The following is a 13,989-nucleotide window of genomic DNA, read 5'->3' as shown; positions in this document are numbered from 1 at the left end:
CCCCAATCTCTAAACTTTAGGCGAAAATTCAAAGGGAATTTCAAAAGGGGGTCAGAATTTTTTAATTCCGAACCCCTTTTGTCTACAAACTGAAAGTAGCCCATAGGACTACTTATTTTTGCTAACAATAAACCTTCTGGAGTTGATTGAATAACACCACTGTTTTTTTGAAATGCTTTGAAAGAAAGTTCGTCAATAAAAGGAAGCTATTTTTTATTGTGGACTTTCAATAGGCTGTTGCACATTGTTTTGCTGTGCTGCGTGTTGCTGTTCAGCTTCTTGCTGCTACTCGTTCATAATATAGCATTTACGAATCTTGTTGTTGCCCTTAGTGTCCACATAAACCTTATATGGTCCCACCTGATAAACGTCTGCCACGTTATTCCTGATTAGTACCTCTTCAGTGAAAGGCTCCGCCGAATCGTCGGAGTATTCTTCCGTAACGGTAACTGTCAGTCGTTTTTGATTACCATTGAGTTTCTTTACCGTAGCCGTTGGCGTCGCGCTGACGACAGTGACTACCGGGAGAATTACCACGCCAAGTATTTTGGAACCATCATACACTACGACTGCATAATTCGCGCCGGCGTCAACATCGCTGCCTTTAACGCTGATCACCGCTTTGCCGTTTGCGAATGTCGAGGAAGCCACTGAAACGCCGTCCTTTTTCAACACCGCTTTGGAACCGTCAGGTACATCCGCCGTAATGGGGATATTGGCGTCACGCTCACTCACGATACGCTCCACCGGGTCGAGGCTTATTTCTGCGCCCAGACTCGTTAAGTCTTCATACGAATAGTCGGACACGTACTCATACAGCTTAACACGGCTAGCAGCTGCATAGTCCTCCAGAGGGGCCGTGCCTCCTTGGCCGACAAAACCGTTTTCGCTTCCGTGCAGCGCATAAGTGTAATTATTTGAACCAGTATGGGAAAATAGCGTCGTCTCGCCGGTATCGGGGTCTATACCCGTGTTAAACCATACCGCTCGATCTAATGCACTATCTCCAATAGTTGTGTCTGTGCGTAATGGAGCCGTCATGTCGCTGCTTAAATCCCGCCACAAAATAGAGGGGGCCACAAGGCCGCCGTGAACCAGACTTAACATTGTGTATCCAGTGTAACCATTCGCCCTTGTGTATGGTCCCGGATCGGGGCTGGTACTCTCATTAAAGATAAGTCTCGTATTGTCCTGGATCAGCTCCGGCGCTACAATAATGTCGTCAACTATGGTGACAGGCGTCCCCGAAAGCCCTCGTTTGGCGTTTGTTACACCGCCGGTCGCCGGGACGGATGTCACGTTCCTATTGGTCAGAGCCAGACCTGAGTTGGCGGATACAACGATATAAGTCTTACCGGATTTGATAGTTTTGGCCAATCTCCAAAAATTTTCTGGGACAGTGAAGTCTGTAACACGGGCCTGATTAATCGGAGCCCAGTTCTGATCCCACAGAGACTTCTTTAATTTCAATGTTTTCAAATGATCATCGTCTATACTACTATCTGTATTAATAGTGAGCTTACCACCTGTATGTTTTGGTAAGGGCTGGAATTCCTTACTGTTAAGCATTGCCAGTTTACCGTCGTCTCGATTATAGAACTCCTGAAACAGTTTGAATTGGGGTTCACCGTCGCTGAAGCGGATATTGACGGATGAGCGGTAGCCCGTATCCTTATAGTTTTGGTCTTTCTCCCATTCGGCGGTCATATGCCCGAAGTTTATCGTATACGTCGTCGATATTTTAGGGGAGTCCTTCCGGGCGATTTTCACCGTCGCCACGGCAGGCTTTTCTGCGCCCACCGCGCCGCTTGCGGGGTTGAGTGTAACGCTGACGTCAACATCATCGTCAGGGTATTTGTGTGCGATGTTCGCGGCAGAGAAGTCAATCTTTGACACGTCCTTTGGCACGTTAACATCAAATTCGGTTTTGCCCGCGACATTGAAAACCTCACCACCGAAGTCAAACGACGTAAGCTTTGGCGGCAAATCATCTAGCCCGAGATAGGCCTCCGGATTTATTATGGCCCAATATGCTTCTTTTGGTGCACCACTGGAGTCGAATGGCAGCGGGTAACCCGTCCTGCGCCAGCTGTTGTTATCAGCCACGCCCCAGAATGTAACGCGTTCTATATTATCGGAGTACTTCTTATATAGCATGAACAGCTTGGCATACAATTCCGCCTGCTCCTTCAATTGCGCCTCGGTAGGGGGAACTTCGGCTGAAGTGCCGTTGAATTGTACGTCGAGTTCGGTTATGCTGATTTCACACCCGGTTTCACTATAGACCTTTAAAACTTCCTCTAAATTATCTACATTGAGTCGGAGGTTGTAATGCCCCTGTATCCCGATGCCCTCGATCAGTTTCCTTCCGTTTACCTCAGGGTGCTCATTCGCGTATCTTTCGTTGAGCTCGTTGACCATTGAGGCAATCGCGATTGCCTTGTTGGCAAGTTCCTCGTCGTTAAAGTCATTGTAATACAGAATTGCGTCCGGGGCGGCCTCACGCGCAAACAGGAAGGCATCATAGATATAATCCCACCCGTTTCCGCCGTTAGCGTAAGCTTCAAACCATCTGGACGGCCGTTCCATTGGTTGAATGCCGGAGCGAAGCGCGTTCCGCCAATCGGTCGGATTTTCCGGATTATCCCTCATTGCTTCATTAACAACATCCCAGGTGTTGAGCTTATAAGGACCCTGACTATAGTGTCCGGCGATTGTAGAAATATACCTTTTCAAGCTGGCCCTTGCCTCGGTATAATTCTGACCACTTTGCGGCCAGCCAGCTGACTGATTATGCCACGCCAAGGCATGTCCAATCGTATAGAAACCGTCGGCTTTGACTTGAGTTAACATGTTGTCGGCTGATGTGAATGACGGATCTCGAGTTGGGTTGGACCATATGGAGTCCGGCTTGGTAGCGTTTTCTGGCGTCAGCGCGTTATAGTGGAACTTCATAAAATCATACTTTGCTGCATTCGTTAAGTCGGCCGGGCTAATAGTATTGCCGATAAGAAAATGGTCCTTGTAGACTTCTTTCAGCGACACAACCTCTTTCGCTGAAGTTCCCGGAGCCTTCCCATTGTCAACCTCTGCCGCTGAAGCATTGATGACCGGCAATACGGTAGCGGGAAAAGAACTCAAGGTAAAAACCAGAGCTAAAAAATATGTCAGTAGGTTTCTAGCTTTTTTCTTAAAAAAAGTCATTCCTTTCATAACTTTGATCCCTTCTTTTTTGTTATTTGTTGTTTTGATGGTACATCACTAATAGATACAATAATTCATTCCGGTAGTCCCATCATAATTTGGATTTATACGAATACTCTGGTTGATTATACATACCAAATACACCATGCATACACTCTCTAAAAAGATATTTCTGTATATCCGTAATTACCTCCCTTCTGGTTTACGTAGTGTCAAAATACTAAATGAATTTTGACTAATACCTTTATTTCTCTGGCTTTCACCAGTTGTTTCTAACCTCCACCCGTAACGGCTGCAAATCTTTCAAGCTGCATACTATGGGTGTTTCATTGTGTGAAAGGTGTTTTATTCCTTTGTGGTCTCCAGCTCTGAGTGGTGTTGTTTTGAGCCTTGTGCTATTTTCCCTGTCTTTTTCAATGCAAGCATCAAGTCCCTACATGACATGTCCTTTGTCTTTCCATCATTAGCCACCACTTTACCATTCGTGAGTTCAGGCACACTAGACTTTTACAAATACAGTTTTAATAGAGGTAAAAATTCAAAAGCGGCCTCCTCCTCTTAAGTTTTGTGACCGCTTTCATTCGGCTGAAACCCATTGTTTTATATTATAAATTTTCAGGATTTTTCTTTTTAAGAGAATAATTGTTTTATAATATAAAACTGTGTTTTTCATTAATGAACTATCTGCTTTCAATACTAGCTCAGTGTCCAATTTGTGTCAATATCATTTACTGAATCTTTCAATTATTCAATCAATCGTTATTCTAGAATTATTTATTCTGATTTGGGGCTTATTTAAAAGGAAAAAACCTCTTTCTTAGCGGTTTTTTGTCAAAAAATTTAGCTAAGTGTCTAAAGGCTTGTAAGAGCTGCCGAATATACCTCATAAAATGGCACTTCATGTTTCCTTGCCGGATCCTTCACATCGCCATATTCAGGAAACTGCCTTATTACCCTCCCATCCATCATGCCTTGTTTGAACCTGATCGTTCCATAAGGAGTTTTGATGCAACAATTTCCCTTTCCAAAATCCTTCTGTAGATCACCTCTTTCGTACTCCAACAGTGGTTGTTTCCAATAGGATGATTTTTTTAATTTCACAGGCCGTTCAGGCAAGACAAAACAGTGACAAGGGTTCCGGACAGTTTTTCTTTCATATAAACCGGAGTGTAAAAAGTGTCGAGGGCTCCCGCATCCAGGATGAGCTACATAAAATATCCGGGAGAATTTATTTAGGTCCTCACACCTTCAGGCATACTTTTTCAATCATTTCTCACTTAAAAGGAGTGGATGTCTATCAGATTATGAAGAGTCTGGCCATGTGCAGCTTTTCACTTTAGAAATATATTTAGTGAAAGTTTTTGAAAAAGGACGCCATGCGATTCATTTGTGGTCGGAGGAATATGGGGGAATATATATAAGAAGGTCTTTATATTCAAAGGGGTTTTTGCTGATTTTGGACTTTATTGAATGGCGCGCTCTTAAACGATCCAGTTTCTAAAATGGTTAAATTAAGAAAATGAAAAAAGAGGGAGAACAAATCATCTGGATGACTTGTTTCCCTCTTTTTTAGAATCCCTTAGGTAGGCACGACATAGGAATGTTAGGGCCTGGGAGGGAAAGCCGCCAGGGGCGGCGTTGGAAAATGTTCATAACAAGTTAAAAAATGGAGTTCTAATTATTTAGTTAAAAACTCGAATTCTAATATTTAATTCTTCTCCCCGATCTCTTTTCCTGCTGATTTTTTATCCTTTATTTTAAAAGAAATGAGGAAGCTAATTAACGAAAGTACAGCGATGACAATAAATGAGATTTGCGCGCCATACATATCAGGATGTACTATCTCGGGACGCTGCTGAGCATTTTCGGTAGCTGTTGTCATTACAGTAACAAGTATTGCTGTACCTACAGATGCGGCAATCATTTTCATCGTATTATCCATTGCTGCACCATGGGCAATTAACCGTTTAGGCAGCTGGTTTAAGGCGGCCGTTGAAACAGGCATCATAACCATGGCTAATCCGAACATCCGTATACTGTACATGACCATTATAAATGTAAAACTTGTCGAAGGACCAACATCCATAAAAGTAAAGGAGGAAGCGGTTATGAGGAGTAATCCGCCAATAACCAGCCACCTGGCCCCAATCCGGTCAAAAATACGGCCAATGAACGGTGACATTATTCCGGTAATAAGTGCTCCAGGAAGTATGGCTAATCCAGCTTCAAACGCAGTAAATCCTCGCATGTTTTGCATAAATAGCGGGATGAGCGTTTCGGCACCTATCAGACCCATAAAGGTAATGGCTCCAATAATAATGGCAATTGGGAATAATGAATACGTGAACACACGGAACTCCAGCATTGGATGCTTCAATCGCAATTGCCTTTTGATAAACCAAACAAGTGAAATTGTTCCAATGCCTAGGGATATGATGGTACTCTCGTCTGTCCAGCCATAATTACCAGCCGCTGTAAATCCATACAATAATCCACCGAAACCTACGGAAGATAAAACAATCGAAAGCACATCCACTTTTGGCCGTGTAACTTCTGTTACATTTTTTAAAGCGAAGAACGCAACTATGATATCAATAATAGCAATTGGAAGAATGATAAAGAATAATACCCTCCATGAGTAGGTCTCCGTAACCCAGCCAGATAAAGCGGGACCGATAGCCGGCGCGAAGGAAATGACCAGCCCGACCAGTCCCATGGCTGCACCCCGTTTATGAACAGGGAAAATCATTAGGAAGACTGTTTGCATTAACGGGAGCATGATTCCGGCTCCGCTCGACTGAATCATCCGTCCTAGCAGCAGCATTCCAAAATTTGGAGCCAGCCCCGCTACCAATGTACCAATAGCAAAAATCCCCATCGCGGAAAGGAATAGCTGTCTGGTGGTAAAGCGCTCCAGTAAAAACGCGCTAACAGGGATCATGATCCCATTAACCAGCATAAAAACGGTTGTTAGCCACTGTGCACTATTTGCCGTAACATTCATCTCCTCCATTACAGGAGGAATGGCGGTAATCATTAATGTTTGATTCAAGATCGCAATAAATGTACCCGCAAGCAAAAGAGCGACAATTGTTGTCTGTTTACGATTTGTTGAACTCAATTATGGTCCCCCTTTACGATTTGGAAAAAAACATACTTTTGTAGATTACACGAATTTACATCAGATTTCCAGTAATTTGCTGTTAAAAATAAAAGCAATAAAGTGGCATTAAACACTTACTTTCCCTACAAATAATATAGAAGAAAGTCGTCATATTCAGAGTGGTTTTGCTGAATTTTGTACTCTATTGAACGGCGCTCTCTTTTTTTAATAATTACTATAACAAGAATTATAATAAACACATTTACACTCACTAGTATTGGTTTGAACTGTGTGGTTTATAAATATTCCAGATTCAGAAGATAAAGATAGAGCTACGTAGCAAAATCATGCTGGGCTTTTGAATATCAAGTGATAATCCTAGATTCGCGGTTATTTTAACTCTTCTATTTACTTCTTAAAGAGCTCAATATTTTCTTTATCCCTCCTGCAAATTAAAAGCACCCAATTTAATGGATGCTTAGATTTCCTTTCTTTCTTAATCTTATTTCAAATTTATCACTGAAAAACTCATTTGCATTAAAAATAGTACTAATGTCTGAAATATCACCTATGTTCACAATTAAGGCTTCATCAACTTCCTGATCTGTGAGAACTATGCGATATTCATATTGATTTTCAAAGTATCTATCTTTCCAAAAATAAATATCAGTCCCTTGATTTTTATAAGAGCTCATCCTTGCTGAGGAATTGATGTTATAATCATCATATTTTACCAAGCCCCCTCTGTAAGCATAACCTTTTTCATTGAGTGTTCTAGTAATTCTGTCAATAAATTGCGATGGGGTAACAAAAATTAAGCTATCTCCGAACTCCCTGATCATTTTATCGATTTGTTCATTAGGTAAATCAAATTTGGTATAGTAATACTTTTCATCCTCGTTAACCACTTTTAACATATCGCCAATAATTGCATACATACAATATAATGGTCTTTTTTCATTTATATTTTTTCTGAAATTCAATTTTTTAGTTCGCCCCGACATTATTAATTCATTGGTATCTTGAGTAAAGAAATTCATTGTTAATTCCGTAAAAACATGTGCTGCTTCAAATTTGTCTCCTACACCTTTTTCTCCTGAAGCACTTTCTATATCAATATACTTTTTGAAATTATTCATATATAAATCTCCAGACAAAAAACTTTCCACAAAAGGTGTGAACTTTATAAATCCAAAAACTTGACCTTTAAATCCAACGTCTGACATTTTCATACGCTTCATTCCCTCCTATTTAACTACTAAATTCACAAAAGGGACTATTCACCGGTATTTATTCCAAGACTATTATGAACGTTTACTATTAGTGAACATGTAAAAATGTATGCCTAGTTTACAAAGAATATACTTCAGTAAAAAACGCTTATCCAAAGGTATACAGTCTTTCTTCTTTACAGTCTTCTTTTTAACCAAACCTGATTTCATAATCTCTCCCCAAAAAAGCAACCAATTTATCACGTGCATTTTATCAAAAAAATCCTTGTAGAGACGACTCAAAATTAATGTTTAGAAAAAAACGTAATAACGCTTTCCATTTTATTGTTGGTCCAATATTCTTTTTTCAAAGCAGAAATCGTGAATATACCGAATATCCTAGGGCAGCGGTACTGTATAATAGAAGTATAAGTTTACTTATTTTTAATGCTGATTAATTGGCGTTCAACTTATTTAATCCATCGGCAGAAAGGTTGGTAAACTATTTTGAGTATAAATCCAAATATGGTGGAGATAGCCTCCCTCCTTGGGGAAACGTCACGTGCAACAATACTTGCAAGTTTACTGGATGGGCGTTTTCATACGGCAGGCGAATTAGCATTGATGGCTGCAATAACACCTCAAACCGCCAGCTTTCACCTTTCTAAGTTAGTGGAAGGTAACCTTGTTATAGTTGAAAAACACGGACGACATCGCTATTATCAGCTAGCAAATGGAGAAATTGCGCACATTTTGGAATCGTTTCTGGCCATTTCCCCACCTCCTGAAGTACGGTCGTTAAAACAATCAAGTCAAGTCAAAATGCTTCAGGAAGCCAGAACCTGCTATGATCATTTGGCAGGAAAACTAGGCGTCCAATTAACTGAATCGATGTTGAAAGCCGGATATTTGAAAAAAGAAGAGAGAGAGTTTACAGTTACACCCAAAGGGGATCATTTTTTTTCAGAATTCGGCATCGATTTACTTGATTTAAGAAGAAAACGCCGTTCATTTTCCCACTCCTGTTTAGACTGGAGTGAACGTCACCATCATCTTGGCGGAGCTTTAGGGAATGGGCTTCTTACACATTTTTTTGATTTAGGCTGGATAGTCCGTGTTCCATCTATTCGCGCAGTAAAAGTCACACCTAAAGGGAAAGAAGGATTTAAAGAAGTTTTTTGTATAGAGGTATAATTTAATAATCCCTCCTGATGAAAAAGAAAGGTTCTTTTTCACCATGAGGGACTTTCTGTCTTTAGCGGCTTAAATCCATGCGATTACTATAAAGCTCTTTTAACGAATTTATTTTCCTTTTGGAAATTGCTATTTACAAGATAGATGCCAATGATGATAAACAGTCCGCCAATCAAGAGTGAAGTGTATATCTGTTCACCTAATAGTGCCCACCCTGATAATACACCGAAGAAAGGTGCCAAAAATAAAAAGGCACTTGTTTTTCCTGGATCACTCTTTTGTAAAAGGTAATACCAAACAGCAAATTGCACGATCGATGACATGATACTTAACCATAATAAAATGAACAACGAATTGCCATTCAGTATGAAAAATGGTTTTTCAAGGATAAAGCTGCCAAGTAAAAGCAGTAAACCGCCAAAAAGCATCTGATAGGCAGATAATACCCATGTATCGGAAATCGCCCCCCATTTTTTCGCCAATAAAGTGGAAATCGCCCAGAAAACAGAAGAAAGAATGCCGAAAAGAATACCGACCTTAAATTCAAGTTGCGCTCCCATCGTTATCATTACTCCGACTAATCCTAATAAAACACCAATCCATTGATATAGTTTATAGCGTGTTTGTGAAAAGATCGTACCGAAAACAACAACAAGCAACGGGTTCGTGAATGTAAGAATGGAGGATTCACTTGCTGTAATCGTGCGTAAACTCAGGAAAATGCACCCCATTACTCCGGCTGTTTGAAAAGTGCCGATAATAAGCATTTTAATCCAATCCTCTCTAGAGTTTGGATGCGGTCTTTTTAACAAGATTACGATCAGCGCCATTATGAATCCTGCAAGTGTGAAGCGTAATCCTGCTAATAATAATGGGGATGAATACGGAAGACCGATTTTAACTACTGCAAAAGAAGAACCCATCAAAAATGTCGTTAAAAGTATCAACAGTGTAAATTTGTAAACATTCATTTTTTTATCTCCTGACATATTTAAATGACCGATCTACAGATATTATAGCTGTTGATTATTTCAGCCCTAATCGAAATATGGAATACAAGTTTATCAAACTTAATGGTATCGACATATCATAGGGAATCTTTATAGTTTAATTGTTATAAGTAACCTCTTTAAATCATCGTATTCATCTTTGAAATCAACTTAAGAAATAGAGGTAACCTCATCCTATTTTTCATATATTTCAAGAGGCAAATCATCCGGATCACTAAAAAAAGTGAACCTTTTTCCTGTTAACTCATCAACACGGATTGGTTCGACTGGAATGTTTTCTTTTTCCAAATCTTCAATCGCTTGTTTAATATCCTCCACTTCAAAAGCAAGATGTCTAAGCCCCCTGGCTTCAGGATAACTAGGACGATGCGGGGGATCAGGAAATGAGAACAATTCCAGCTGATATTCCCCTCCGACGATTAAGTCCAATTTATACGATTTCCTTTCTGACCGATATGTTTCCTTCTCGATATCGCACCCTAAAATATTCACATAGAAGTTTTTTGATTTTTCATAATCGGAACAAATTATTGCTACATGATGTATTTTTTTAACCTTCATTTGTGTCCTCCCTAAGAACATTGATTATTTTTATAAACTAATTTTACCAAAGTTATACATTAATAAACACTTAGATTTCAGTGCTTCCTTCGGACTCCACTGCACGATACTGGTACATCCATTTTCCTTTCATCGGATATAGGTCTAAACACTACTCCAAATAGATTAACTGCAGCACATTAGAAAAATTGTATTTTAAACATGAAAAATACCCAGGACATACTGTTTGAATAATATTATTGATAATATCGTATAAAAAAATAAAAAGCCCTGTTAACTGAAATTCAGTAACATCAGGCTTGTCAAGATAGAAGCTGAAGACTTTTATCACTCTCTATATACTATTTCGAACAAACTTTTATAAATCTGAACCCCCACTTTTGCCTTCATTTATATCAATCTATTTTACAGCAGGAATTGTTTGTGGATTTTCTGATATGAAATTTTCCCTACCCGATTTCAAGGTCATAAAAGCGATAAAACAAACGACCCCGAATGAAACCAATAACCCAAACAGCCCCATTAAACGATCCATCGAAAGCGTCTATGACAAAACCGATCGTTAAAGGAGCGATGAAGCCAGCCACTTGCATCCCTAAATTGACCACTCCCACTGCAGATCCTCCGATTGCTTCCGGTAAATACTTTAGCGGCAGACTAAAAATGATAGTGGATAAGGCTGCGGAAAATATAGGTATAATGGATTGATAGATGATAACTCCCGTTACCGTTTCTGCATGAAACATGAGATACACGAATAACGCTAGTCCTAATCCACTAAAGACCCCTATCCATTTTTCCCGACCAACTTTCACTTTATCCAGTACATAACCGGCGATAATATAGAAAGCCACCGAAGCTATTGCAGGGATCATCTGTAAAAGACCCATGGAAATTAAATTCAGGCCACGTTCCTGCACCAAGTAAGTCGGCATCCATGACATCACTCCCCAGCTGATGAAACCATATGCAAACGAGGCAACCATCAAACTAAGGGCCAAGGGGGTTTTAAACAGCTTAATAAAAGAACCTTTGACAGGAACTTCCGTTAAGGAATCTACTTCTCGCGGGCCCTGACTCCCTACTCTTGGTTTTAAAAAGAACAAATATAGCAACCCAATCGTAAACCCAAAAATCCCAATAATGCCAAACATCATCCTCCATCCGATACTAACAAGCAGAGTGGCTGCGAGAATGGGTGAAATGACACCTGCAACAGTGAGTGCGGAAAGAAACAAAGACATTGCCCGGGATCGCTTTTCTTCCGCAATGGACACTGCTATCATTTTGGCCCCAGCAGGAAAGAAACTTCCTTCCCCCAATCCGAACATAAAACGAATGACCAACAACGATACAAAAGACCATGCCAATCCTGTCAGACTGGTAAAAATGGTAAAACTAAAGACAGAGACAATAAGCACGATTCTAGCGCCGAAACGATCGGCCATCCAACCGCCGGGAATCTGCATGATTGCATATCCTAAAAAGAAGATGCTCAATATCAGACCTGTGGAGGATGCGCTCAATTGGAGGTCATCGGATATATGGACAATCCCATAATTAATGACGAAGCGATCCAGTGCCGAGAACAAATTACCTGCAAAAAGTAATAACAAAATCATTTTTGGATTTTGACCGAATGCTAATTTGTTCACTAGCATAGCCCCCTAGTTTAGCTTTAATTTTCATCACAATTTTTTAAACTCTAAGGAAACAGGATCATGGAGTATCTAATGTCGAGGATGCGGGTTCAATGATAATCGGTGCTTTATGTCAAACATATAGGATTTTCTTTTATAATTAGACGCAGTAAATTTCCGGTAAGAAATTAAGTAGTCATTACCTTTTCTTGTCCATATACTGGGTTTCCATCTATGAAGGTGGCCAAAATTGCTATGTCCCTAATTTCTTCTGGATGAACAGCTGTAGGGTCAGCCTCGAGAATGGTAAAGTCTGCTTGTTTTCCAATTTCTATGCTGCCTGATCGTGACTCATCAAAATTTAGTTTTGCGCCAAAAATAGTCATCGACTTTAAAGCTGTTTCTACATCAATGCGCTGTTCTGGACCTAAAACATGACCTTCTCTCGTTATTCTATTAACTGCAGCCCATACTGAAAATAGGGGTGAGATTGGGGTAATTGGACAATTGGAATGCAGCGTGAACAATAAATTGTGTGCAACAGCTTCAGCTAACGGACTTATACGCCTTCCACGCTCCGGACCCAGGAAAATTTGTTTATGCCTGTCCCCCCAATAATATACATGATTGATGAAGAAGGATCCGGCTACATCAAGTTCCCTCATCTTCATGATGTCCTCGGTGGTTGCGGTTTGGACATCTTCGATTCTATGACGATGCCCTGTACGAGGGCTATTGGATAAAGCATATTCATATGCCGCTAATATCGAGCCGATCGCACGATCCCCGTTTCCATGCGTTGTGATCCTAAACCCTCGTCTGTGCAGGTCTAAGACTTCTTCATTAAATGCTTCCTGATGATGAATGAAATCTCCATATACATCTTGATTTTGATAATATGGAAGACGTAAAGCTCCTGTTAATCCTTGTATGGAGCCGTCCTGAAACATTTTTGCGCTATCTAATTTAACCCATCCCACAGACCTTTCCCTGAGTTCCAGGTCCAGTTGAGCTGGAGAATAACCCCCGAATGGCTGTCCTTCACGAAGCTGCTGATGCATGATCATCAGTCTCGTTCGCATCGGATTAATTTTTTGTTCAGCCGCTTTAAGATGAACCTCTAAATCTTCCAAATTATTAAATCCAACTGCAGCATCTGTATTCGTGGTAATTCCTTGAGCTACATAATCTTTTGAAGCCTTTCCTAACATGTCAACCTGTTGCCCTATTGTCATTTGTGGTATGTGATTATTTATTGGTGCCATTGCCGCTGGTTCATATATTACCCCATTCAGTCTTCCGTTCTCATCCCGTCCATAATGTCCGCCTTGGGGATCAGAAACATCATCAGTTAAACCTGCGATTTGCAAAGCAAGCGAATTTACTGCGGATAAGTGCCCTGAAGTGTGTGTGATGACTACAGGGTTATTTAAAAAGACTTTATTTGGCCATAAATGCTAATTAACCTAAAAAACAGGAATCCAGAACTTTTAATGTTAAGCTTATTTATTAGAACTTCATAATAATCAGAAGGTAAATAAAGATTATGTTGTATTCTACTATTCAGGGATATTAAATAGCAGCTTAGGTGCTTTTTACCCTAAGGTGTCAATCAGAACTGCCATGGTTAATTGACAAGTGCGATTGATAGGGTTAGACAAATAGATACATCTTGTTTATATGTCCAATCGCTAACAGTTTCTTATCATCCATGATGATGAAGATGGAAAGTGATGAAATATAACCAAACCCGAGAAAAAAAGTTCGTTGTATACGAAACATTTTGTAAAGCGCTTTAAAACATCGCATTTATTACCGTTCTTATGAAAAATATCTATATATCCTTTCTCATCTTTTATAAAACGACCTTAAAAGGTACAAAAAGGCATATTTTGGTACATGCAAGGGCTCAATTGCAATAACTCTCCCATTTTCCAATGTGGAGTTATGTCCACATTGGTAGCAGTCTTAAATCTTTATCCCCTATAATAAAGAAAAGCATACCCGAAGGGATATGCTTCAGTTTGTAGACAAAAGGGGTTCGGAATTAAAAAATTCTGAACCCC

The 13,989-nt window shown here is 40.0% G+C and carries 9 protein-coding genes and 1 pseudogene; 1 reads left to right on the top strand and 9 read right to left on the bottom strand.

Annotation, left to right across the window (positions count from 1 at the left end):
- Positions 1–285: 285 nt before the first annotated feature.
- From ADA55_RS06860 to ADA55_RS06840, 5 genes are all read right to left on the bottom strand, one after another.
- On the bottom strand, positions 286–3,213 hold the full coding sequence (locus tag ADA55_RS06860; protein ID WP_048681072.1) for an endo-1,4-beta-xylanase: 2,928 nt from the start codon (positions 3,211–3,213) through the stop codon (positions 286–288).
- Between the two features lie 843 nt (positions 3,214–4,056).
- A complete protein-coding gene (gene larC / locus ADA55_RS06855; protein WP_048681068.1) occupies positions 4,057–4,266 on the bottom strand; it encodes a nickel insertion protein in 210 nt (69 codons plus the stop codon).
- 35 nt (positions 4,267–4,301) lie between these two features.
- On the bottom strand, positions 4,302–4,403 hold the full coding sequence (gene larC, locus ADA55_RS31345) for a nickel insertion protein (RefSeq protein ID WP_373689792.1): 102 nt from the start codon (positions 4,401–4,403) through the stop codon (positions 4,302–4,304).
- Between the two features lie 509 nt (positions 4,404–4,912).
- Complete coding sequence (locus tag ADA55_RS06845) at positions 4,913–6,325, bottom strand: DHA2 family efflux MFS transporter permease subunit (RefSeq protein ID WP_048681064.1); 1,413 nt, start codon at positions 6,323–6,325, stop codon at positions 4,913–4,915.
- Between the two features lie 449 nt (positions 6,326–6,774).
- Positions 6,775–7,548, bottom strand: a complete 774-nt coding sequence (locus ADA55_RS06840) for a hypothetical protein (protein ID WP_152908333.1) — start codon at positions 7,546–7,548, stop codon at positions 6,775–6,777.
- A gap of 477 nt (positions 7,549–8,025) precedes the next feature.
- Here ADA55_RS06840 and ADA55_RS06835 point away from each other — a divergent pair, with 477 nt between their 5' ends.
- Positions 8,026–8,712, top strand: a complete 687-nt coding sequence (locus ADA55_RS06835; RefSeq protein ID WP_048681058.1) for an ArsR/SmtB family transcription factor — start codon at positions 8,026–8,028, stop codon at positions 8,710–8,712.
- Positions 8,713–8,798: 86 nt separating this feature from the next.
- Here the strand turns inward: ADA55_RS06835 and ADA55_RS06830 are convergent, their stop codons facing one another.
- The 4 genes and pseudogenes from ADA55_RS06830 to ADA55_RS06815 form a co-directional block, all read right to left on the bottom strand.
- Entirely contained in the window at positions 8,799–9,683 is an 885-nt protein-coding gene (locus ADA55_RS06830; protein ID WP_048681055.1) for a DMT family transporter, read from the bottom strand.
- Positions 9,684–9,896: 213 nt separating this feature from the next.
- Complete coding sequence (locus ADA55_RS06825; RefSeq protein WP_048681051.1) at positions 9,897–10,283, bottom strand: VOC family protein; 387 nt, start codon at positions 10,281–10,283, stop codon at positions 9,897–9,899.
- A gap of 449 nt (positions 10,284–10,732) precedes the next feature.
- Positions 10,733–11,938 carry an MFS transporter gene (locus ADA55_RS06820; RefSeq protein WP_048681048.1) on the bottom strand — a complete coding sequence of 402 codons (1,206 nt, stop codon included), beginning with the start codon at positions 11,936–11,938 and terminating at the stop codon, positions 10,733–10,735.
- 173 nt (positions 11,939–12,111) lie between these two features.
- Positions 12,112–13,353 (bottom strand): annotated as a pseudogene (locus ADA55_RS06815) (amidohydrolase); the annotation flags it as partial.
- Between the last annotated feature and the right edge of the window lie 636 nt (positions 13,354–13,989).

It is taken from the genome of Bacillus sp. 220_BSPC, from assembly GCF_001054655.1.
In the GTDB taxonomy this organism is placed as follows: Bacteria; Bacillota; Bacilli; order Bacillales; family DSM-1321; genus Peribacillus; species Peribacillus frigoritolerans.
This window is presented reverse-complemented; position numbering and strand designations above follow the sequence as displayed.